Annotated in this window: 20 protein-coding genes; 2 read left to right on the top strand and 18 right to left on the bottom strand. The window is 74.7% G+C overall.

Translation table 11 applies throughout. The annotated features are described in order from the left end of the window. Positions 1-8: 8 nt before the first annotated feature. The 4 genes from A2CP1_RS11610 to A2CP1_RS11625 are packed head-to-tail and all read right to left on the bottom strand — an operon-like array spanning position 9 to position 4749. A complete protein-coding gene (locus tag A2CP1_RS11610) occupies positions 9-1334 on the bottom strand; it encodes a homoserine dehydrogenase (RefSeq protein WP_012633482.1) in 1326 nt (441 codons plus the stop codon). Next, positions 1334-1915, bottom strand: coding sequence for a hypothetical protein (locus A2CP1_RS11615; RefSeq protein ID WP_012633483.1), 582 nt, complete (start codon positions 1913-1915; stop codon positions 1334-1336). Before A2CP1_RS11615 ends, A2CP1_RS11610 begins: the two co-directional genes overlap by 1 nt. 52 nt (positions 1916-1967) lie before the next feature. Beyond that, positions 1968-2828, bottom strand: a complete 861-nt coding sequence (locus tag A2CP1_RS11620; protein ID WP_012633484.1) for a HEAT repeat domain-containing protein — start codon at positions 2826-2828, stop codon at positions 1968-1970. Positions 2829-2874: 46 nt separating this feature from the next. Next, entirely contained in the window at positions 2875-4749 is a 1875-nt protein-coding gene (locus tag A2CP1_RS11625) for an HTH domain-containing protein (RefSeq protein WP_012633485.1), read from the bottom strand. 138 nt (positions 4750-4887) lie between these two features. Between A2CP1_RS11625 and A2CP1_RS11630 the strand changes: the two genes are divergently transcribed. Next, positions 4888-7122 carry an outer membrane protein assembly factor BamB family protein gene (locus tag A2CP1_RS11630; RefSeq protein ID WP_012633486.1) on the top strand — a complete coding sequence of 745 codons (2235 nt, stop codon included), beginning with the start codon at positions 4888-4890 and terminating at the stop codon, positions 7120-7122. Between the two features lie 12 nt (positions 7123-7134). On the opposite strand, the gene A2CP1_RS11635 is transcribed toward A2CP1_RS11630, so the two are convergent. From A2CP1_RS11635 to A2CP1_RS11685, 11 genes are all read right to left on the bottom strand, one after another. After that, on the bottom strand, positions 7135-7869 hold the full coding sequence (locus tag A2CP1_RS11635; RefSeq protein ID WP_012633487.1) for a metallophosphoesterase family protein: 735 nt from the start codon (positions 7867-7869) through the stop codon (positions 7135-7137). Between the two features lie 49 nt (positions 7870-7918). Then, entirely contained in the window at positions 7919-8863 is a 945-nt protein-coding gene (locus A2CP1_RS11640) for a PfkB family carbohydrate kinase (protein WP_012633488.1), read from the bottom strand. Positions 8864-8910: 47 nt separating this feature from the next. Next, on the bottom strand, positions 8911-10029 hold the full coding sequence (gene rlmN / locus A2CP1_RS11645) for a dual-specificity RNA methyltransferase RlmN (RefSeq protein ID WP_012633489.1): 1119 nt from the start codon (positions 10027-10029) through the stop codon (positions 8911-8913). Between the two features lie 12 nt (positions 10030-10041). After that, positions 10042-11400: a hemolysin family protein gene (locus A2CP1_RS11650; protein WP_245529764.1), complete on the bottom strand. Its 1359-nt coding sequence runs from the start codon at positions 11398-11400 to the stop codon at positions 10042-10044. A 177-nt stretch (positions 11401-11577) separates the two neighbouring features. Next, positions 11578-12021 carry a nucleoside-diphosphate kinase gene (ndk, locus tag A2CP1_RS11655; protein WP_012633491.1) on the bottom strand — a complete coding sequence of 148 codons (444 nt, stop codon included), beginning with the start codon at positions 12019-12021 and terminating at the stop codon, positions 11578-11580. A gap of 106 nt (positions 12022-12127) precedes the next feature. Then, the gene (gene sucD / locus A2CP1_RS11660; RefSeq protein WP_012633492.1) at positions 12128-13153 is read right to left on the bottom strand and encodes a succinate--CoA ligase subunit alpha; all 1026 of its coding nucleotides are present in this window, start codon (positions 13151-13153) and stop codon (positions 12128-12130) included. A gap of 42 nt (positions 13154-13195) precedes the next feature. Further along, on the bottom strand, positions 13196-14362 hold the full coding sequence (gene sucC / locus A2CP1_RS11665; RefSeq protein WP_012526259.1) for an ADP-forming succinate--CoA ligase subunit beta: 1167 nt from the start codon (positions 14360-14362) through the stop codon (positions 13196-13198). Positions 14363-14437: 75 nt separating this feature from the next. Beyond that, on the bottom strand, positions 14438-15376 hold the full coding sequence (gene mdh, locus A2CP1_RS11670; RefSeq protein ID WP_012526260.1) for a malate dehydrogenase: 939 nt from the start codon (positions 15374-15376) through the stop codon (positions 14438-14440). A gap of 31 nt (positions 15377-15407) precedes the next feature. Next, complete coding sequence (gene icd / locus A2CP1_RS11675; protein ID WP_012526261.1) at positions 15408-16721, bottom strand: NADP-dependent isocitrate dehydrogenase; 1314 nt, start codon at positions 16719-16721, stop codon at positions 15408-15410. A 143-nt stretch (positions 16722-16864) separates the two neighbouring features. After that, positions 16865-17539 carry a ChbG/HpnK family deacetylase gene (locus tag A2CP1_RS11680; RefSeq protein ID WP_012633493.1) on the bottom strand — a complete coding sequence of 225 codons (675 nt, stop codon included), beginning with the start codon at positions 17537-17539 and terminating at the stop codon, positions 16865-16867. A 65-nt stretch (positions 17540-17604) separates the two neighbouring features. Beyond that, on the bottom strand, positions 17605-18750 hold the full coding sequence (locus tag A2CP1_RS11685) for a PAS domain-containing sensor histidine kinase (RefSeq protein WP_012633494.1): 1146 nt from the start codon (positions 18748-18750) through the stop codon (positions 17605-17607). A 144-nt stretch (positions 18751-18894) separates the two neighbouring features. On the opposite strand from A2CP1_RS11685, the gene A2CP1_RS11690 reads away from it, so the two are divergent. Next, positions 18895-19431, top strand: a complete 537-nt coding sequence (locus tag A2CP1_RS11690) for a bifunctional nuclease family protein (protein WP_012526264.1) — start codon at positions 18895-18897, stop codon at positions 19429-19431. A gap of 5 nt (positions 19432-19436) precedes the next feature. On the opposite strand, the gene A2CP1_RS11695 is transcribed toward A2CP1_RS11690, so the two are convergent. Genes A2CP1_RS11695 through A2CP1_RS11705 form a run of 3 tightly spaced genes read right to left on the bottom strand, consistent with a single transcriptional unit; the run spans position 19437 to position 22554 of the window. After that, positions 19437-20138, bottom strand: coding sequence for a DUF7986 domain-containing protein (locus A2CP1_RS11695; protein ID WP_012526265.1), 702 nt, complete (start codon positions 20136-20138; stop codon positions 19437-19439). Next, a complete protein-coding gene (carA, locus tag A2CP1_RS11700) occupies positions 20135-21256 on the bottom strand; it encodes a glutamine-hydrolyzing carbamoyl-phosphate synthase small subunit (protein ID WP_012633495.1) in 1122 nt (373 codons plus the stop codon). Before carA ends, A2CP1_RS11695 begins: the two co-directional genes overlap by 4 nt. Beyond that, complete coding sequence (locus A2CP1_RS11705) at positions 21253-22554, bottom strand: dihydroorotase (RefSeq protein WP_012633496.1); 1302 nt, start codon at positions 22552-22554, stop codon at positions 21253-21255. Before A2CP1_RS11705 ends, carA begins: the two co-directional genes overlap by 4 nt. Positions 22555-22581 lie beyond the last annotated feature (27 nt).

A 22581-nucleotide genomic window follows, 5' to 3' on the forward strand; every position in this document is an offset into this window, starting at 1 on the left:
CGGCGCGGTCAGACGCTCTCGATGCGGATGAGGCGCGTCGGCGCGAGCGTGGTCGGGTCGCGGTCGATGTCGGCGATGGCGGCGCGCAGGTCCGCCTCGCGGGCCACGTGCGTCACGATCACGAGCGGCACCGGCTGGCCCTGGTCGTTCTGCTCCCGCTGCTGCACCGCCGCGATGGAGATGTGGCGGGCGGCGAGCTGCGAGGCGATGCGGGCGAGCACGCCGGGCGCGTCCTGCACCGAGAAGTTCAGGTAGTACGCGCAGCGCACCTCGGCGTGCGGCCGCACCGAGACGAGCGGCTCGGCCGGCGGCAGCGGCACGCGCCCGGGGCTCCCGGCCAGGATGTTGCGGGTGAGATCGATGATGTCCGACACCACCGCGCTCCCGGTGGGCATCGCGCCGGCGCCCTGCCCGTACAGCATGGACGCGCCCAGCGCCTCCGAGTGCAGCACCACCGCGTTCATGGCCCCGCGCACGCCGGCGAGCAGCGAGCCTGCCGGGATGAAGGCGGGGTGCACGCGGGCCTCGAGCTGGTCCTGCGCGCCGGGCGCGGCGCCCTCGGCCGGGCCGCAGCGCCGGGCCACCGCCAGCAGCTTCAGCGCGTAGCCGAACTCGCGCGCCCACCGGAAGTCCTCCGGCTTCAGCGCCATGATGCCCTCGGTGAGCACGTCCGCGGGCAGGAGCGCCGCCCCGAACGCGAGCTGCGCGAGGACGCAGAGCTTCTGCGCCGCGTCGCCGCCCGACACGTCGAGCGTGGGGTCCGCCTCGGCGTACCCGAGCCGCTGCGCCTCGGCCAGCGCCCGCTCGATGGGCTCGCCCTTCTCGGCCATGGCGGTGAGGATGAAGTTGGTGGTGCCGTTGACGATGCCGTGCAGCGCGGTGATCCGGTCGGAGGCGAGCGCCTCGCGGAGCGTGCGGATGATGGGCACGCCGCCGCAGACCGCGGCCTCGTAGTAGACGTCCACGCCGCGGGCGCGGGCGAGCCGGAAGATCTCGTCGCCGCGCGCGGCCAGCAGCGCCTTGTTGGCGGTGACCACGTGCTTGCCGCGCTGCAGCGCCCCGCACACCAGCTCGAACGCCTGGTCCACGCCGCCGATGAGCTCGACCACCACCTGGATGCCGGGGTCCTCGAGCAGGTCCTCGAGCCGCGTGGTGAGCAGCGCCGGATCGACGTCGATCGAGCGCTCCTTCTCCAGGTCGCGCAGCGCCACGCGCCGGACCACGATCCGCCCGCCCAGCCGCGCCTCGATGTCCCCAGCGTGCTGCCGCAGGATGGACAGCACCCCGCCGCCGACCACGCCGAACCCGGCGATCCCGATCCCGACCTCGCGCATCACTTGCCTCCGACCCGGTACGAGCCGAGCACCGCCCGCACCTGCGGCGCCACGTTCCCCTCCACCACCGCCCACGTCTCGATCCGCACCGGCCCGACGCCCGGCGCGTAGGTGATCTCGAGGACGTTGTCGGTGGTCGGCCCGGCCCGGTTGTGCGCCCGCACGCGCACGCAGCCCTCGAAGCGGCCCGCCGGCGTCTCCGCCGTCTCGCCCACGGCGGCGATCTCGTAGCGCTCGGTGGAGCTGGCCGAGACGACCGAGGTCCACTGCTGGCCCTGCGCCAGCGGCGCGCAGAGCAGCCGGCGCAGCCGGTCGTGCACGCAGGCGCCGTCCGCGCGCAGCTCGCCGCGATCGCTGTCGCGGAAGTAGCCGTCGGCGGTCCGCTCCAGGATCCGCACGGTGCGGAGGGCGCCGCGGCGCTCGGGCGGCAGCGCCGGCGACTCGTCCACGTACGTCCAGCTGTTCCCGACCGCGAGCGGGAAGTACTCGGCCGGCGCGGCGGCGCGGGGCGCGGCCGGCGCCGGGGCGCGCGCGCAGGCGAGCGCGAGCGCGAGGATCGGGACCAGGGTGCGGAGCGTCATGAGGGTCGCATCTTAGCGGAAAGCCGGCGCGAGGTGGCCCCCGCGGCCGCGCCTACTTGCCGGCCACGCGGCCGGCCTCGGCGTCGCGGGCGCGCAGCTCGGCGAGCGCGTCGCGCGCCGCGGCGCGGACCCGCGGCTCGGGGTGGCCGGCCTCGAGCGTGAGCAGGTACCCCTTCGCCTCGGGCCCGCCGATGTCGCCGATGATGCGCACCAGCGCCAGCGCCATGCCGCCGTCGCCGCGCTGCGAGAGGTCGATGAGCGGTCCCACCGCCCGCGGGTCGCGGATCTGGCCGAGCGCGCCCACCGCGAGGTGCGCCACCTCCGGCTCCGGATCGCGCAGCCGCTCCACGAGCGCCGGCACCGCCTCGCGGGCGCGCCGCTCGCCGGCCACCCGCACGGCGTGCCGCCGCACCCGCGCGTCGTCGGCGCCGAGATCGCGCACCACGGCGCCGGTGGGCTTCGCGTCCTCCGCCGTCGCCAGCGCGAGCGCCTCGGCCGCGCCGCGCGCCCCGAGGGCCAGCGCGGACCGCCACGCCTCGGCGGGACCGGCCGCGAGCGTGGCGGCGCCGGCGGCGGTCTCGCGCACGGCGGTGCCGTCGACCCCGTCGGCCGGGACGAGCTCCAGCAGCACCGCGGTCTCCACCCGCGCCACGCCGCCGGGCGGGCCGGGCACGAACCGGATGCCCACCACGTCCACGCGCGCCTGGTGCGGGCGCTTCCCCTCGCCGAGGCGAAACCCGGCGCCGGCGAGCGCGTCGCGCGCGGCGGACTCGAGGGCGGCGGCGTCCAGGCCGGCCTCCACGAGCGGTCCGGCCAGCGCCCCGGGCTCGGCGCGGATCGACACCACGTGCACCGGCGGTGTCCCCGGCCGGCAGGCCGAGGCGAGGAGGAGCGCGCCCGCCGCGATCCCCACCCCCCTCCGCCATCGCGCCGGTCCGGGCATCGCGTTCGGCCGTGCGTCAGGCCTCGGGATCGCCGCGCCCGGGCTCCGGCGGCGGCGGCTCGGGAGCGCGCTCGCGCTCGGGCTCGGCCACCGGGGCCGCGGCCGGAGGCGGCGGCTCAGCGCGCTCCCGCGGCTCGGAAGGCAGAGGCGGAGGCGACGCCTGCGGCGCGGACTCCGGCACCGCGACCGGCCAGGCCGGCTCGCCGGAGGCGGCGGCCCCGGCGGCGGGCGCAGCGCCCTCGACCGGTGCGCCCGCGGGCTGCGGGCCGGCGCCCTCGCGGTTGCGCCCGCGGCCGCCGCGGCGGCGGCGGCGGCGACGACGGCGGCGGCGCTCGCCGGTGCCGGGCTCGCCCGCGGCGCCGTTCGCGGCGACCTCCGCCGGCTCGTCCTCGCCCTCGGGGCCCTCGGCACCCTCCGGCCCCTCGTCCTCGCCGCCCTCCTCGTCGTCCTCGAGCGGTCCGGCGCCGGGCGGGAGCGCGGCGGGGAGCTCCTCCACCGCCAGCTCCGCCGGGACCTCGACCACGCGCGCGGCGGCGGCGCCCGCGAGCTCGGCCACCTCGGGCGCCTCGGGCGACGACGCCTCGACGGCGATGCCCCCCGCCGCGGGGCGCGGACGCTCGTCGCGCCGCGGCTCGCGCCGCTCCTCCCGCCGGCGGTCGCGATCGCCGCGATCCTCGCGCCGGTCGCGCTCCTCGCGCCGCGCCAGGCGGGCGGACTCCTCCGCCGCGGCGGCCGCGGCGGCGGCCTGGAAGAACGCGTCGTCCACCTCCGGCACCACCACCGGCACGCAGCCGACGCCGGCCTCGACCAGGGCCTCGGCGAAGCCCTCGCCGCAGAGCAGGATGACCGGGAGCTGGCCGGCGGCGGACGCCTCGCCGCGCGCGTCGCGCGCCGCGTCGCCCGCGGTGACCACGACGCCGATCTGCGCGCCGTAGTGGACGAGGTCGCGGCGCAGGTCCGTCACGTCGCGGCGGGACGCCTCGGTGCCGGTGCGAACGATCCGGACCGCGTGGCGCAGGTCCGCGAGCCCCATGCGCTTCCGCGCCGTGCAGACCACGTGCTCGCGGCCGCGCTTGGCGACCTTCACCTCGCGGTAGCCGAGCTTCTCGAGCATCCGGATGGCGACGTGCTCGACCGTGGGCGGCTCGCACTCGCGCAGGCGGCGCCGCAGGGCGGCCAGCGCGGCGCGGCGCAGGTCGCCGGGGGCGGCGGCCGCGGGGCGCGGGGCCGGCGCGGCGGGACGCTCGCCGGGCTCGGGCTGGGCGATGAGCGTGACGGCCTCGCCCTCGACCTGGAAGAGCGGGTGGCGGCCGGCCGCCTCGCGCCGGCGGTTGTCCTCGGCGAGCGCGGCGGACAGCGACGCCGTGTCGCGGACGAACGCGTCCGGCATGAGCATCCGCTCGGCGCCCTGCAGCGCGATCTCCGCCAGCGTGAGCGCGCGGCCGGCGCCGGCCAGGATCTCGTAGGCGACCTCGGCGGGCGGCGGGAAGCGCCGCGCGCGGCGATCCTCCTCCTCGCGGCGTCGGCCGCGGCCGGCCTCGCCGCGTCCGGTCGCCCGCGCCATCTCGCGCGAGGGCGCCGGGTGTCGCTCCCGCCCGCGGTAGGGCAGCTCGTTCTCGGGCGGCGGCTCGATCAGGTTGTCGAGGCCGTGGGGATCCTCGTCCAGGGCCCACTCCGACAGGGCGAACGTGCCGGGTTGCACCGGCAGCATGCGGCGATCGGCGTGGGGGAGCCGGCAGTGCGCGGCGAGCTGATCCGCCAGGGTTTCCTCCGGGATCTTGCCGACATGGTCGAGCAGGTTCTCCCGGATGGCGATCTCGGCGATCTTCCTGAAGTGGAGAGGCTTCCCCTCGCGCCGCAGCACCTCGATGGCGGCTTCGGTGAAGGTCATGTACGTCCTTGGACGGAGGTCACGAGCTGTCGGGGCCGCCAGCAGGCGGGCGGCCGCATCGGTACCCTCATCTTCGTGCCGTGGACCGGGCCTGTCAACGTTGAAAGTGCCTGATTCCGCGATGATTCTTCCGGTTCGATGATCCGGATCCGCACGGGTACCAGCTGGCGCCTCGACCCCGACCTGAGCGCCGCGCTTCGCCGCGCCGCCGGGCCGGCGCGGACCGCCGCCACCCGCGCCATCGTGGACGCCCTGGCCATCGAGGTGGACGGCATCGACATCGCCGGGGGCCGGGCCGAGGGCCCGCTCCTCCCCTCCCTGGAGGCGCTGCTGCGCGCGGTGGCGCGGGTGGTCGGGGGCGCCCCGCACGCCGCGGTGGCCTTCCACGAGGGCGCCCTGGAGCTGGTGCTGCGGCGGCGTGGCGCGAGCGCGCTCCTCACGCTCGTCTCGCTGGCCCGGCCGTCCGGTGTCCTCGCGCGGGACGTCGAGGTCGACCTCGATGCGCTCGCCGCCGCGGCCCTCGAGGCCGCCGCCGAGCTGTGCCGGGAGCTGGCCGAGGCCGCCCCCTCGGCTGCCCGGGACGCGAGCCGCCTGCGCGCCGCCGCGCGGGACCTGCGCCGGACCGAGGCGGCGCCGGCCCCCGGGCCGCGGCCGCCGGTGCGTGCCCGCCGGCCGGGTCCCACCCCGCGCCCGGGGCGCGTCGCCTGCACGGTGGAGCTCGCCGACGACGAGGGCGTCCTCCTCGCCTACCCCGGTGGCCGGCCCGACCTCGGCTCGCTGCTCGCGCCGGGGACGGTGCGGGTGCTGGCCGAGGACGGCGCCGAGCTGCTCGCGCTGCACGGATTCCCGTTCCTCGCGCTGCGCGACCTGGTCGCGGCCGCGGGCGCGATCGTGGGGGCGGTCCGGCGCCGCGAGGCCGCGCTCGAGGTCCCGCTCTCCCGGGCCGGCCGCGCGCCGGCGCGCACCCTGGAGCTGGACCTCGCCGGCGGGCGGGTGCGCGCCGGCGGCGTGGCGCGGCCGGCGCCGCCGCTGGCGCTGGCGAGGGCGGTGGCCGAGGCCGCGCTCGACCTCTGCCGCCTGGCGCGCGCGCGCAACCCGCGCCAGTCGGAGAACGCGTACCTGGCCGAGCTGGAGGCGGCCGCGGCGGAGCGGCTGGCGCAGGTGGAGGAGCTGGCCGGCGGCGATCTCTCCGCCGGCGCCTCCGCCGGCGAGGCCCGAGCGCGCGGCCCCGCCGGCGCCGCCGGCGCACCGCTCGGCCCCGGGCGCCTGCGGCGGCTCTCCTTCCGCCGCGCCTGGTCGGTGGACGTGGGCGCGCCGGCCGGCCCCGGTCTGTGGAACGCCGGGGCGCTCACGGTCGCCGCCGGTGCCGAGGCGGTGGTCGCGGTGGACCGCGCCCGCGGCGAGGTGGCGTGGCGCGCCGCCGGCGGCCTCCGGGTGGCGCCGCTGCCCGGCGCGGCGCTGGTGTTCCGGCCCGGGAGGCTGGAGGCGCTCGCGCTCCGCACCGGGCGGCTGCGCTGGGGCCGGACGCCGCCGGGGGCGGATCCGGACGGCGCGGTCGCGCTCGCCGGCGGGCCGGTGGTGCTGGTGGAGCCGGGGGCGCTCACCGGGCTCGAGGCCGCCACCGGGCGCACGCTGTGGCGCCTGGAGCTCCCCGGGCGTCCGCGCCTGCGGGCGGCTGCGTTCGGCGGCGTCGCCGTGGCCGCCTCGGACGCCGGCTTCGTCTACGCGGTGGACGCGGCCGGACGGCTGGCCTGGCGCGTGCGCGCGCCCGGCGCGCCCTGCTGCGCGCCCTCCTCCGGCGCCGGCGCCTGCCTGGTGCTGGCCGAGGCCGGCGCCGGGACGGCGCTCCTCGCGCTCGACCCGTCCACCGGCGCGCGCCGCTGGGAGGCGCCGCTCGACCTCGTCCCCGCCGGCCCGCCCATCGCGTGGGGCCCGCGCCTCGCGGTGGTCGGGACCGTGGGCGGCGATCCGGCCGTCACCGCGCTGCGCGGCGACGGCAGCGCGGACTGGACCGACGCCCCGCCGCTCGCCGGCGCGCCCGCGGCGGCCGCCGCCGGGCCGCTGCTCGCGCTCCGCGACGCCGCCGGCGCGCTGGTGGCGCTCGGGCGCGACGGCGCGGTGCGCTGGAGCCGGGCCGCGCCGCCCGGCCACCTGCCGCCCGGGGCGGCCGCGCCGGCGGTGGCGCGCGGGACGCTGCTCGTGCCGGGCGAGGGGATCGCCTGCCTGTCGCTGCGCAGCGGGGAGCCGGTGGGCGCGATCGCGGCGGTGGCCCCCGCCCGGCTGACGGTGGACGGCGCCCTTCGCGTCGCCGCGATGGACCTCGACGGCCTGACCACCGGGTTCCGGCTCGCCACCCACCTCAGCGTGGTGTGAGCCGCGGTCGGTTCAGACGCCCAGGAACAGCCGCTTACCGAAGTTCAGCGCCAGGTCGGCGTCGAAGACCTTCTGCGCCGAGGTCTCGATGTCGTAGGGCACGCGGTGGAACTCCACCACGCGCTCCTCGGTGTCGTAGGTGACGAAGCAGGCGCGGTTGTCGCAGTCGCGCGGCTGCCCCACCGAGCCCACCGAGATCACGTACTTGTAGCCGCGGCGAAGCCCGAACCGCGTCGCCACCACCTCGTTGACGTCGCCGGAGGGGTGGATCGCGAACGACTTGCACAGGTGGGAGTGGCCCACGAAGTTCACGTCCTCGAGCGCGTCGAGGTGCGGGACGAGGTCCTTCGCCTGCTCCTTCGCGAACACGTACTCGTAGGCCTGCGGCGCGGCCGGGTTGCCGTGGCTCAGCCCGACGCCCGGGAGCCGGTGCGTGTACGGCAGCGCGCGCAGCCACTCGAGGTGGTCCGGGTCGATGCGCGCCGCGGTCCAGTCCAGCGCGTGGCGGGCGGCGTCGTAGTAGAAGCTGTAGTCCATCCGCCCGGCCACCGCGGCGTCGTGGTTGCCGAGCAGCGTCACCTCGGCCACCTTGCGCACCAGCGCGCAGCACTCGTTCACGCTCGCGCCGTAGCCGACCACGTCGCCCAGGCAGTAGATGCGATCCGGGCGCAGGCGCTCCAGCGCGGCCAGCGACTCGGTCAAGGCCTCGAGGTTCGAGTGGATGTCGGAGATGATCCCGATGCGCATGCTCGACCCGTGCCGGGCGGCGCATGGTAGCCGCCACGCGGATCGGAGGTCAACCCGGGGTGGCCGCGCCGTTGAAGAGATCGCTCTCGAGGTCGTCGAAGTGGGCCAGGCCGCGCGCCTCGGCGTAGCGCGCCCGGATCTCCTCCGGGCGGAGCGTGCGGAGCCGGTCGAGCGAGAACTGCTCCACGGCGAAGCTCGCCAGCACGCTCCCGAGCACGATGGCCCGCCGCATGGTGGGGGCGTCCGCGCGGCCGCGGTGCGCGAGGTAGCCCATGAACCCGCCGGCGAAGCTGTCGCCCGCGCCGGTCGGATCGAACACCTCCGGCAGCGGGAACGCCGAGGCGGCGAACACCTCGTCGCCCGAGAAGAACAGCGCCCCGTACTCGCCGCGCTTCACCACCAGCGAGCGCGGCCCCATCGAGAGGATGGCGCGCGCCGCCTTCACCACGTTGTGCTCGCCGGCGAGCTGGCGCGCCTCCGCGTCGTTGACGAACAGCATGTCCACGCGCTTCAGCGTCTCGAGCAGGCTCTGGCGCTTGGACGTGATCCAGTAGTTCATGGTGTCGCAGCCCACGAAGCGGGGCCGCTCCACCTGGTCGAGGACCGCGCGCTGCAGGTCCGGGTCGATGTTGCCGAGGAACACGAACTCCGAGCCCCGGAAGCTGGCCGGGAGCACCGGCCGGAACCCGGCGAACACGTTGAGCTGCGTGTCGAGCGTGTGGGCCGTGTTGAGGTCGAACTCGTAGCGCCCCTTCCAGCGGAACGTCTTGCCCGGCTCGCGCGAGAGGCCGGCCAGGTCCACGCCGCGCCCGGCCAGGAAGCGCACGTGCTCCTCGGGGAAGTCCTCCCCGACCACGGCCACCAGCCGCGTCGGGCCGAAGAAGCTCGAGCAGGCCGAGAAGTAGGACGCGGAGCCGCCCAGCACGTCCTCGCGCCGGCCGAAGGGGGTCTCGAGCGAGTCGAGCGCGACGGAGCCGACGACGAGCAGGGCCATCCGGGATCGAGCCTTTCCGCCCGCCGGGAGCGGCGGGCGACCCGTACCTAGCCCGCCGCGGGCGTCCCGGTCAACGGCGCAGCGGCCCGCCGGCGCGGATCGCCCGGTCCACCCTCCGCGGCGAGCTGGCCGCAGGCGGCGGCGATGTCGGTGCCGCGGTTCTTGCGGACCACCGCGGTCACGTTCCGGGCGACGAGCAGGTCGCGGAACCGCTCCACCGCGGACGGCGCGGGGGCGGCGAACCCGAGGCCCGGGTTCTCGTTGTACGGGATGAGGTTCACCTTGGCCGGGATGCCGCGCAGCAGCCGCGCCAGGCGCTCGGCGTCCTCCGGCGCGTCGTTCACGCCGCCCAGCATCACGTACTCGAACGTGATCCGCCGCCCCTGCTTCATCGGGAACTCGCGGCAGGCGCGGAGCAGCTCGGCGAGCGGGTAGCGCCGGTTGATGGGCATGATCGCGTCGCGCTGCGCGTCGGTGGTGGCGTTCAGCGACACGGCCAGCTTCACCTGCGTCTCCTCGCCCAGCCGGCGCATCACCGGCACCAGCCCGGACGTCGAGACCGTCACGTGGCGGTGCGAGAAGTTGGGACCGTCCTCGGACAGGAGCAGGTCGAGCGCGACCTTCAGGCTGCGGTAGTTCGCGAGCGGCTCGCCCATGCCCATGAACACGAGGTTGGTGAGCGGCCGGGGCCCCTCCCCCTCCCCCAGCTCGATCAGCCGGCGGTTGGCGCGGTGGACCTGATCCACGATCTCGCCCGGCGTGAGGTTGCGCGCGAGGCCCATGGTGCCGGTCATGCAGAAGGTGCAGCCCACCGCGCAGCCCACCTGCGTCGAGACGCACAGCGTCTTGCGATCGGTCTCGGGCATGTAGACGGACTCGATCAGCTTCCCGTCGCCCGTGCGCCAGGTCCACTTGATGGTGCCGTCGGCCGAGCGCTGCTCGGTGGCGCGCTCGAGCGTGGTGAGGCGGGTGCCCTCCGCCAGCCGCTCGCGCAGCGCGCGCGGTACGTCGGTCAGCTCCTCGAGCGAGGCGGCGCCGCGCAGGTGCAGCCAGCGGTAGACCTGGCGGGCGCGGAACGGCTTCTCGCCCAGGCCGGCGATCAGGGCGGCGAGCCGCTCCTGCGGGAGCGACCGGAGGTCGGGCGTGTCGTCGTGCAGGACGTCCATGCGCGCCTGTTCCTAAGACCGGGCCGCGGCCGGCGCGACCTCGGGTGCGGCCACCTCGCCCCGCCGCGCGATCTCGACCCGGGTGACGCGCCGCTCGTCGCCGGCGCGCACGGTGAACGTGAGGCCGTCCCACGCCAGCGTGGCGCCCACCGGCGGGACCCGGCCTGCGGTCGCGGTCACGAAGCCGCCCAGCGTCTCGTAGTCCCCCTGCTCGGGGAAGCGGATCTCGGGCGGCGGCTCGCCGTCCTCGGGCTCGGGCGCGTCGTCGCCGGCGGGACGCGGCGCGGGCTCCTCGCGCTGCTCGTTCAGGAAGGACTGCAGGTCGTGGAGCGGGATGGCAGCGTCGGCCAGCCACACGCCCGGCGCGACCGCCTTCACCGGCGCGGACTCCACGTCGGCCTCGTCCTGGATCTCGCCGACGATCTCCTCGATGACGTCCTCCATGGTGACGAGGCCGCTCGTGCCGCCGAACTCGTCCACCACCACCGCGAGGTGCGTCCGTCGCCGCTGCATCTCCTTCAGCAGCCGCGAGATCTTCATCTGCTCGGGGACGAAGAAGGCCGGCTTCAGGTACCGGTCCAGCGCGATGCGCCGCAGCGGCCCGTGCCGGAGCTCCTGGATGATGTCGCGGACCAGCAGGATGCCCACCACGTTGTCGATCGAGCCCTCGTACACCGGCATGCGGCTGTACGGGTTCTCGGTGACGATCCGCACCAGCTCGTCCGGCTCCACCGCGCGGTCCACGGCGACCATGCGCGTGCGCGGGATCATGACCTCCTTCGCCACGCGGTCGGCGAACTCGAGCACGCTGTTGAGCAGCTCCTCCTTCACCTCGTCGAGCACGCCCTCGCGCGTGCCCATCTCGATGAGGTACTCGATCTCCTCGCTCGTCACCGCGGGCGTGGGCGCCCTGCCGCCGCCGAGCCGCCCCACCACCCACCCGGTGAGCCGGGTCACCGCCGCGGAGAGCGGCCACATCGCCAGGCAGAGGGCCTGGACCATGGGCATGGCCCAGAGCGCGACCGGCGCCGGGTGCCGCTTGCCGATGGTCTTCGGGACGATCTCGCCCGCGAACAGGATCACCACGGTGGTGACGCCGGTGGCGATGGCGACCAGCGTCCCGGGGGCCCAGCCGCCCCCGCCGGCGAGGTCCGCGCCCACCGAGCCGGCCAGCGCGCCCGCGCCCACGTTCACGAGCGTGTTGCCGATGAGCAGCGTCGAGAGGACGCGCTCCGGGTGATCGATCCACAGGCCCAGCAGGCGGGCCCGCCGGCCGCCCGTCTCGCGGAGCTGCCGGGCGCGGGGCTCGCCCAGCGCGGTCAGCGCGGTCTCGGTCCCCGAGCAGAAGGCGGAGGCGGCGAGGAACGCCACCCCCAGCAACCATTTCCATGTCGGTACTGCGTCCAAACTGCGGCTCTCCTCGCCTTCCCCTGAAACGACGAAACCCGTCCCTGGGGCGGGACGGGTTCGTGCATTGTAGCCCGAACCGGGCGCGGCGCGCCCGGCCGAGCGGGGGAACGCCCCCAGGAGTGCAAGGAGATCGGTCGGTTAAGCGAGCTTCTTCCACTCGTAGGCGTGGACCTGCACCTCGGGGAAGAAGTACGAGACCTCGATCTTCGCGTTCTCCACGCTGTCCGAGCCGTGGACGGTGTTCTTCTCGATGTCGGTCGCGAAGTCCTTGCGGATCGTGCCCGCGTCGGCCTTCTTCGGGTCGGTGGCGCCCATGATCTCGCGGTTCCGGGCGACCGCGTTCTCGCCCTCGAGGACCATCAGGACCACCGGGCCGCTGGTCATGAACTTCACCAGATCGCCGAAGAACGGCCGGGCCTTGTGCACCGCGTAGAAGCCCTCGGCCTCCGCCTTCGACAGCTGCGTCAGCCGGATGGCCACCGGCTTCAGGCCCTTCTCCTCGAAGCGGCCGATGATCTTCCCGATGATGCCCTTCTCGACGCCGTCGGGCTTGATGATGGACAGCGTGCGCTCGATCGCCATGTGATGCTCTCCGTTCGTCCGGTGTTCCGGGTGGTTGCGGGAAAGCCGCGCCCCCGGCTCACCGTGAGCACGGGGGCGCGAGCGTCCCTGGATCCTCGGGGGCGCGCTAGTCGCGCTCCCCCTTGGCAGCCTTCTTCAGCGCCTTGCCGCCGCGCTGCGAGGGTGCGGCGCTGCGCGAGGCGGCGCCCTTCTTGCCGGGCGCGGCGGCCGCGGGCCGCTTGCCGGCCGGCGCCTTGGCGGGCTTGGGGCGGGCGCGCCGCGACAGCGCGTCCTTCATCGCCCGGCCGAGCAGGTGGGGACCGTCCACCACCACGATGCCGGCCTCGCGCATGGCCGCCATCTTCGCGTCGGCGGTGCCGGCGCCGCCCGAGATCACCGCGCCGGCGTGGCCCATGCGCTTGCCCGGGGGCGCGGTGCGGCCGGCGATGAACCCGACCACCGGCTTCGTCATGTGGTCGCGGACGAACTCGGCGCCCTTCTCCTCCTCGCCGCCGCCGATCTCGCCGATCATGATGACGGCGTCGGTCTCCGGGTCGTCCTCGAACAGCTGCAGCGCCTGCACGAAGTCCGTGCCGTGGACCGGGTCGCCGCCGATGCCCACCGAGGTGGACTGGCCGAGGCCCAGGTCGCTGAGCTGCTTCACCGCCTCGTAGTTGAGCGTGCCCGAGCGCGAGACCACGCCGATGCGGCCGGGCCGGTGCACGTGCCCGGGCATGATCCCGATCTTGCACTGGCCGGGCGTGATCACGCCGGGGCAGTTCGGCCCGACCAGCCGCGTCTTCGGGCGGCTCTCCACGTAGCGGCGCACGCGGACCATGTCGAGCACCGGGATGCCCTCGGTGATCGCCACGATGAGCTCGATGTCGGACTCGGCCGCCTCGATGATCGCGTCGGCCGCGAACGGGGGCGGCACGAAGATCGCGGCCGCGTTCGCGCCGGTCTCCTTCACCGCCGCCGCGACCGTGTGGAAGATGGGCACCGTCCCCTGGAAGCGGGTGCCGCCGCGGTTGGGCGTCACGCCCGCCACCACGTTCGTGCCGTAGGCGAGCATCTGCTCGGCGTGGAAGCTGCCCGCCGAGCCGGTGATGCCCTGGACGAGGACCCGGGTGTTGCGATCTACGAGGATGCTCAAGGCGTGTGCCTCCCGCCGCTCGTGCGACGAATGGACCTGGATCTAGGCGGCTCGCGCGGCCTGGACGACCTTCCGGGCAGCGTCGCCGAGGTCGTCCGCGGGGATGATCTTCAGCTCGCTGTGGGCGAGGATGTCCTTGCCCAGCTCCACGTTGGTGCCCTCGAGCCGGACCACCAGCGGGATGGAGAGCCCCACCTGCTTGGCGGCGGCGACGATGCCGTTCGCGATCACGTCGCACTTCATGATGCCGCCGAAGATGTTGACCAGCACCGCCTTCACGTGCGGATCGGAGAGGATGATCTTGAACGCCGCGGTGACCTTGTCCTCGTCGGCGCCGCCGCCCACGTCGAGGAAGTTGGCCGGCTGGCCGCCGGACAGCTTGATCACGTCCATGGTGGCCATGGCCAGGCCGGCGCCGTTCACCATGCAGCCGATGTCGCCGTCCAGCGCGATGTACGAGAGGTCGTACTCCTTGGCCTGCGTCTCCTTCGGATCCTCCTCGTCCGGATCGCGCATGGCCGCGATGTCCGGGTGCCGGTAGAGCGCGTTGTCGTCGAAGTTCATCTTCGCGTCGAGCGCGAGCACCTCGCCGCCCACCGTGATGACGAGCGGGTTGATCTCGGCGAGCGACGCGTCGGTGGCGACGTAGGCGTTGTACAGGCCGGTGGCGAAGCGGACGAACGCGGTGACCGAGTCGCCGGTGAGGCCGAGGCCGAACGCGAGCCGGCGGGCCTGGAACGGCATGAGGCCGGTCAGCGGCGAGATCCACTCCCGCAGGATCTTGTCGGGGTGCTTCGCGGCCACCTCCTCGATGTCCACGCCGCCCTCGACCGACGCCATCACCGCCAGGCGCCCGATCTCGCGGTCGAGCGTCATGCCGAGGTACAGCTCGCGGGCGATCCGGCAGCCCTCCTCGACGTAGACCTTCCGGACCTCCTGCCCGTCCGGCCCGGTCTGCGGGGTCTTCAGCATCATGCCGAGCATGGCCTCGGCGTGCTGACGCGCCTCGTCCGGCGAGCGGGCCAGCTTCACGCCGCCGCCCTTGCCGCGGCCGCCCGCGTGGATCTGCGCCTTCACCGCGCTGATGCCGCCGCCGAGCTGGCGCGCCGCGCCCTCCGCCTCGAGCGGCGTGACCGCGAGGTAGCCGCGCGGGACCGCCACGCCGAACTTCCGCAGGATTTCCTTCGCCTGGTACTCGTGGATCTTCAAGCCGAGCTCGCTCTCGTTGGGACGACGAAGGCCGGTCGCCCCCGGATGGGGTGGACGACCGGCCCGAGAAACCTACTACAGCTTGGTCTCTGCGACGGACTTCTTCACGCTGTCCACGGACCGCTGGAGCATGGCGCGCTCGTCGTCGTTCAGCTCGACCTCGAGCACCCGCTCCACGCCCCCGGCGCCGATCACCACCGGGACGCCGACGAAGAGCCCCTTCACCCCGTACTGGCCCTCGAGCAGCGCCGAGCAGGGCAGCACGCGCTTCTTGTCGCGCAGGTACGCCTCCGCCATCGAGATCGCCGCGGCGGCCGGCGCGTAGAACGCCGAGCCGGTGCCGAGCAGCGCGACGATCTCGCCGCCGCCCTTGCGCGTGCGCTCGACGATGGCGTCGAGCCGGGCCTTGTCGAGCAGCCGGGTGAGCGGCACGCCGGCGACCGAGGAGTAGCGGAGCAGCGGGACCATGTCGTCGCCGTGGCCGCCGAGCACCATCGCCTGCACGTCCTGCGGCGAGACCCCGGCCGCGTCGCCCACGAAGTACTGGAACCGCGCGGTGTCGAGCACGCCGGCCATGCCGACCACCCGGTTCTTGGGGAACCCGGTGACCTTGTACATGGCGTACACCATCGAATCGAGCGGGTTCGTGATGACGATGACGAACGCGTTCGGCGCGTACTGCTTGATGCCGTGCGCGACCTTGGTGATCGCGTCGAGGTTCACCTTGAGGAGATCCTCGCGGCTCATGCCCGGCTTCCGCGGCACGCCCGCGGTCACGATGCACACGTCGGCGTCGCGGATCACCGAGTAGTCGGTCGTGCCGCCGCCGGTCACGTCCACGTCCCACTTGCCGACGCCGCGCGTCTCCTGCAGGTCGAGCGCCTTGCCCTTGGCGACGCCCTCCATGATGTCCACCAGGACGACGTCGCCGAGCTCCTTCTGGCCGGCCAGGAGCGCGAGCGTGCCGCCGATCTGTCCCGCGCCGATGAGCGCGATCTTCTTCCGCTGGGCCATGTGGTCTCTCCGGGGTTGGGAAGCCGCTACGCTACATGTGCCTGATGATCTCGTCGCCGAACTCGGAGCACTTCACCTCGACCGCGTCCGTCACCCCCTCTGCCTTCATGAGGCGCGCGAAGTCGTAGGTGACGCGGTGACCCGCGATGGCGCCGTCCACGCCCTTGACGATGAGATCGGCCGCCTCGTTCCAGCCGAGGTGGCGGAACATCATCTCGCCGGAGAGGATCATCGAGCCCGGGTTCACCTTGTCGAGGTCCGCGTACTTCGGCGCGGTGCCGTGGGTGGCCTCGAAGATGGCGTGGCCGGTGACGTAGTTGGCGTTGCCGCCGGGCGCGATGCCGATGCCGCCCACCTGCGCCGCGAGCGCGTCGGACAGGTAGTCGCCGTTCAGGTTCGGCGTCGCGACCACGTCGAAGTCCTCGGGCCGGGTCAGCACCTGCTGCAGCGTGATGTCGGCGATCGCGTCCTTGACCAGGATGCGGCCCTCGGCGACGGCGGCCTGCTTCTCGGCGTTCGCCGCCTCCTCGCCGCGCGACGCCTTGGTGCGCTCCCACTGCTCCCAGGTGTAGACGCGGTCGGCGAACTCCCGCTCGGCGAGCGCGTAGCCCCAGTTCCGGAACGCACCCTCCGTGAACTTCATGATGTTGCCCTTGTGCACGAAGGTGACGCTCCGGCGCCGCTCGCGGACGGCGTACTCGAGCGCCGCGCGGACGAGCCGCTCGGTCCCCTCGCGCGAGACCGGCTTCACGCCCACGCCGGACGTCGCCGGGAAGCGGATCTTCCGGTACTCCTTCGGGAACTCCTGCTCGAGGAACGCGAGCAGCTTCTTCGCCTGCTCGGAGCCCGCCTCCCACTCGATCCCGGCGTAGATGTCCTCCGTGTTCTCCCGGAAGATCACCATGTTCACCTTCTCCGGGCGCTTCACCGGAGAGGGCACGCCGCGGAACCAGCGCACGGGGCGGAGGCAGACGTAGAGATCGAGGAGCTGCCGCAGCGCGACGTTGAGCGATCGGATGCCGCCGCCGATCGGCGTGGTGAGCGGCCCCTTGATGCCGATGAGGTACTCGCGGAACGCCTGGATCGTCTCGTCCGGCAGCCAGTTGTTGAACTTGGTGAACGCCTTCTCGCCGGCGTAGACCTCGGTCCAGGCGATCTTCCGGCGGCCGCGGTAGGCCTTCTCCACCGCCGCGTCGAGCACCCGCACGCTGGCGCGCCAGATGTCGCGGCCCGTGCCGTCGCCCTCGATGAACGGCAGGATGGGCCGGTCGGGAACGTTCAGCTTCCCGTCGACGAGCGAGATCTTCGCTCCATCCTTCGGGACCACCGGCTTCGCGTCCGCCATGACGAGCGTCCTCGCGTTGGGGAGAGGTGGAGCCGGGGTCTTAGCATCGCGCCGCGTGGGGTGTAAAGGCGCCGACCGCTCCAACATTTGGAATTCGCGGCACTTTACACGACTGTCGCGGTCGATGTTGGCCCGTCCACGGGTCACCCCTGAGAAGGGCGTCCCACGGCCGACCAGCCGCAGAGACGGAGGTTTCGCGCCTCCACGCGCGCGCGTGCGCGGGGGCTGCAGAGGGCTGCGAGCTCGATCTCGCGCTCGGCCCCGAATGAGGTGCGGGCGTGGCTCGGGGCGTGACCCGGGTGCGCCATCAGCTCGGTCACGCCCTCCCCCACCGCGTCCAGGGCGGCGAGGAGCGCGTCCTCGGTCCAGGCTGGGCGCCGCGCCGCGTCCCCCAGGAACGCGTCGGCGGTCGCCACCCCCGCCGCGCGGAGCGCCGCGCGCAGGGCGGGGTCGATGGATCGCACCGGCAGCGCTCGAGCGGCCGCCACCGCGCAGAACGCCTCCCGCACCGCCGGCGCGGCGTGCGCGTGCTTGTGGCTGTCGAGGTGCGTCGGTGGAGCGCCGCGCAGCGCCTCGAACCGGTCGAGCTGCCGCCGCAGCGCCGCCTCCGCCCCGGCCCGCCCGGCGCCCGGGTCGACGACGGCGTGCAGCCCGAGCTCGAGCGAGCGCGGCGCGCGGGCGAGCGCCGCGGCCGCGAACGGCGTCTCGACCATGGCGGTGGCGCTCGTGACCAGCCCGCGCGCGTGCGCCTCGAGGATGCCCCGGTCGATCTCCGGGTCGTAGCCGAGGTCGTCGGCGTTCACGATCAGCCAGCGCATGGCGACGCCCGCGACCGTCGCGCGCCCGGTCCAAGGAGTCAAGCGCGGCGCCGCCGCGATCGCGCTCAATGGAGGTCGCCGGGCTGCGGCTCCTTCGCGCCGGCGTCCGGGCGGGCCTCGGGACCGGGCGCCGGCGGCTGGCGCGGCAGGTCCACGGTGAACGTCGCGCCGGCGCCGGGCTCGCTCGTCACGTCGATGGTGCCGCCGTGCGCCTCCACGATCTGCCGCGCGATGTAGAGCCCCAGCCCGAGCCCGCCGAAGTTCTGGGCCGGCACGCCGCGCGCGAAGCGGTCGAACACCCGCGCCTGCTGGTCCTGCGCGATGCCGATGCCCTGGTCGCTGACGCGCAGCCGCGCGGTGCCGTCGTCGCCGGCGACGTGCAGCGCGATGGGCCGCCCCTGCCCGAACTTGGCGGCGTTCACCAGCAGGTTCGCGATCACCTGCTCGAGCCGGGTGCGGTCCCAGGCGCCGGTCACCGGCTGCAGGTCGAGCGCGAGCTTCGACCCGGAGCGCTCCAGATCGCCCACCGCGTGGCCCGCCGCCTCGCGCGCCACCTCGGCCAGATCGAGCGGCTCGCGCCGGAGCTCGATCTTGCCGAGGCGCATGCGCGAGACGTCGAGCAGCTCTCCGACCAGCGCGCCCAGGCGGCGCGTCTGCCGCTCGAGCGTCTCCAGCCGCTCCACCACCACCGCCGGCAGGCCCTCGCCCGAGCGGAGCGCGGCGCGGTGGAGCAGCTGGAGCTGGAGCTGGAGCGCGGTCACCGGGGTGCGCAGCTCGTGCGAGGCCACCGACAGGAACTCGTCGCGCTCGCGCACCTCCTCCTGCGCCCGCCGCCACAGCCGCGCGCGCTCCTCGATCTTCCGCCGCTCGGTCGCGTCGCGCACGGCCGCGATCACGCAGGGGCGCCCGTCCACCAGGATCGGCGACAGGCTGATCTCGGCCGGGAACTCGGCCCCGTCGTGACGCAGCCCGGAGAGATCGAGGCCGAGCCCCATGGGGCGCGTGCGCGGCGCCGCCTGGTACGCCGTCCGGTGCACCTGGTGCATGGTCCGGTAGCGCGCCGGGAGCAGCAGCTCCACCGGCCTGCCCACCAGGTCCTGGCACCGGTAGCCGAAGAGGCGCTCGGCGTGCGCGTTCACGAAGACGATCGCGCCGGCGTCGTCGGCGATGACCATGGCGTCCGGCACCGAGTCGAGCAGGGAGAAGTCCACGCCGCCCTCTGAGATGCGGCGTCCGGCGCGCTCCGTGAAGTCCCGCGCCCTCCCGGTGCGAGCCCTCGCTCGCCCGCCCGCCCCGCCCCCGCGGGCCGGCGGAGCCCACCTTCAAGGTGGTCCCGCGGTGGACCCGGAGCGTCCATGCGAGTCAGCGCCTCCCTCTCCATCCCGTGGTTCGTGCTCATGACGGGCCTGGCCGGGATCTCCGCGCACGCGGCCCCGCCGCCCGCGGCGCGCGTCGAGCTGGAGGTCGCCGGGGTGCTGCCCATGCCGGAGGGCGCCGCGTCGATCCTGGTGCTCCGGGAGAAGGGCGCGAAGAACCTGCTGCCGCTGGTGGTGCCGGGCGCGCAGGAGCACGACCTCGGCCGCCGGGTGCGCAGGGATGCGGCCCCGGGCCTGCTCGCCGAGACCATCCGCGCGCTGGGCGGGCGCGTGCGAGAGGTGGAGATCGCGTCCGCGGACGAGGGCCCGGGCGGCGCGCGGGTGCGGCTGGTGCAGGGGGCGCGGCGGCTCGAGCTCCCGGGCGCGGCCTCCGAGTCGGTCGCGCTCGCGGTCGCGGCGGGGGCGCCGATCTTCACCAGCCGCCGGGTGATGGACGAGTCGGGCCTGTCGCCGGACGAGGTGGACCGGGCGCGCGAGCGGGCCGCGCGGGACGCCCGGGAGCCGCAGCGGATGTAGCGAGGCTACTGCGCGCTCGGCTCGCCGGGCGGTCGCGCCGGGCGCGGAGTCGGCAGGCGCGACTCCGCGGCGAAGTCGTAGATCGACTCGAGCCGGACGTTCCGGTAGCGCTCCAGCTTGAACGCCATCCGCGAGAGCGTCGCCAGGAACTCCTTCACGTCCACCGTGCCGCCCTTGCCCGCCGCCTTGCGCAGGCGCTTCACCTCGGCGTGGATGGCCTTGTGCGCCTCGCGCGGGTGATACAGGAACGCGCCGGAGAAGTAGAGCGCGCCCTGGAACGGGAGCAGCCGCGCCTCCAGCACGTCGCCCTTGTCGAGCCCGGCCACGTGGCGCCGCTCGGTGACGTCGTAGTCACCTGCGGTGAACACGTCCCGGAGCCGAAGCAGGCCGTCGCGGATCTTGCGGACCTCGAACAGCCCGTGGACGTTGCGCGCCAGGTCCTGGTACGCGGCCAGCTCCTCGGGCGAGAGCGACGGCCCCTCCGCCTCGATGAACCGCTCGATGGTGGTGCCGGTGCCGCCCGCGGGGCGGTAGTCGTACAGGTAGAAGTCGAGCATCCCGTTCAGCCGGGGCTCGTAGGTGCGATCCTCCTCGTGCGGCTCGCCGTAGCGGTCGAAGTGGAACCGGCGCGCGGCGAGGAGCTCCTCCTTGCGCGCGCCGTCGGTGGCCCAGGCGAGCAGGCGCTCGTGCAGCAGCTGCAGCGTCATCGAGACCGCTCCATCATCGCCACGAAGCGCGCGAACAGCGGGCGCGCGTCGTGCGGCCCGGGCGACGACTCCGGGTGGTACTGGACGCTGAACGCGGGCGCGTCGAGCACCTCGATGCCCTCCACCGTCCCGTCGTTCAGGTTCACGTGGGTGACGCGGGCGCGCTTGCCCAGGCTGGCGTCGTCCACGGCGAAGCCGTGGTTCTGGGCGGTGATGTCCACCTTGCCGGTGTCCAGCTCCTTCACCGGCTGGTTCGCGCCGCGGTGGCCGAACTTCAGCTTGTAGGTGCGCGCGCCGATGGCGAGCGCGAGGATCTGGTGGCCGAGGCAGATGCCGAACACCGGCACCTTGCCGAGCAGCGCCGCCACGGTCTCGCGCGCGCCGGCCACCGCCGCCGGATCGCCCGGGCCGTTGGTGAGGAACACGCCGTCCGGCCGGAGCGCCAGCGCCTCTGCGGCGCTGGTCCGCGACGGCACCACGGTCACGCGGCAGCCGGCCTCGGCCAGCAGGCGGAGCATGGCGCGCTTCAGGCCCCAGTCGTACGCCACCACGTGGAAGCGCGGCCTCCCGAGCGGCGCGCGCTCCGCGTCGGTCCAGCAGTCGGCGCCCTGCTCGGTCCACTCGTACGGGGCCGCCGTCGAGATGCGGGTGGCGAGGTCCTGCCCCTCCATCCCGGGCAGCGCGCGCGCCCGCTCCACCAGCGCCTTCGCGCTCCCCTCGGTGGCGATGACGCCCATCTGCGCGCCGGCGGTGCGGATGTGGCGGGTGAGCCGCCGGGTGTCGATGCCGGAGATCCCGACGATGCCGTGCGCCGCGAGGTACGCGTGGAGGCTCCGCTCCGCGCGGAAGTTCGACGGCTGCTCCGTGGCGTGGCGCACGATGAAGCCGGTGGCGTGCGGGCGCGCCGACTCCTCGTCGGCGCGGTTCACGCCGTAGTTCCCCTGCTCCGGATACGTCATGCAGATCATCTGATCGACGTACGACGGGTCGGTCAGGATCTCCTGGTACCCGGTCATGGAGGTGTTGAAGACGACCTCCCCCGTGGCCTCGCCGGTCGCGCCGAGCGAGAACCCCTCGAAGGTGGTGCCGTCCGCCAGCGCCAGGATCGCCTGCTTCATCGGTCTGCCTTGTCCTCCTCGTGGACGATCCGGCCACCCACGATCGTGTGCGTGCAACGCCCGGCGAGCCGCCTTCCCTTCCACGGCGTGTTGCGGCCCTTGGAGTGGAGCCGGGCCGGGTCCACCGTCCACTCCGCGGCGGCGTCGAGCACCGCCACGTCCGCGGCCGCGCCGCGCGCCAGCGTGCCGGCGGGCAGCCCGAACACCCTGGCCGGCCCCACGGTGAGCGCCTCGACGAGCCGACGCTCGGTCAGCGCGCCCTCCCGTACCAGGCCCAGGCAGACCGAGAACGCGGTCTCCAGCCCGACGATGCCGTTCGCGGCGGCGTCGAACTCCACGTCCTTCTCGACCGCGGAGTGCGGCGCGTGGTCGGTGGCGATCGCGTCGAGCGTGCCGTCCGCGAGCGCCTCGCGGCAGGCGCGGACGTCCTCCGCCGAGCGCAGCGGGGGGTTCATCTTGAAGTCGGTCGAGTAGCCCGAGGCGCCCACGTCGTCGTCGGTGAGCGCGAGGTGGTGCGGGGTGACCTCGCCGGTGACCGGCAGGCCGCGGCGCTTCGCCTCGCGGATGGCGCGGACCGCGCCGGCGGTGCTGACGTGCGCCACGTGCAGCCGCCCGCCGGTGAGCTCCACCAGCGCGATGTCGCGCAGCACCATCACGTCCTCGGCCTGCGACGGGATGCCCTTCAGGCCGAGCCGCGTTGCGGCGGCGCCCTCGTGCATCACGCCCTTGCCCACCAGGTGCAGGTCCTCCTCGTGCACCGTGAGCGGCAGGCCGAACGCGCGCGCGTACTCCAGCGCGCGGCGCATCAGCGCCGACGACATCACCGGCCGCCCGTCGTCGGAGAGCGCCACGCAGCCCGAGGCCTTCAGCTCGCCGTACTCGGCCAGCTCCTCGCCGTTCGAGCCGCGGGAGATGGCGCCCACCGGGTAGACGCGGGCCAGGCCGGCCGCCGCCGCGCGCGCCAGCACGAGCTCGGTCACCGCGGCGCAGTCGTTCACCGGCTTCGTGTTCGGCATGGCGCACACGGCCGTGAAGCCGCCCGCCACCGCCGCCCGCGCGCCGGTCGCGACCGTCTCCTTGTACTCCTGCCCCGGCTCGCGCAGGTGCACGTGCAGGTCCACGAACCCCGGCGTCACCCACCGGTTCCGCGCGTCGACCGCGCGGGCGTCGCGCGGGCGCTCCACCCGCTCGGCCACCTCCGCCACCTTGCCGTCGCGGATCACCACGGTGCGGACGCCGTCCACGCCGCTCGCCGGGTCGATGACCCGGCCGCCCTCGATGAAGAGCACGTCAGACATCGCGCCTGCCTCCCGTCCCGAGCCGCG

Origin of the sequence: Anaeromyxobacter dehalogenans 2CP-1 (genome assembly GCF_000022145.1) — a bacterium.
Classification (GTDB): Bacteria; Myxococcota; Myxococcia; order Myxococcales; family Anaeromyxobacteraceae; genus Anaeromyxobacter; species Anaeromyxobacter dehalogenans.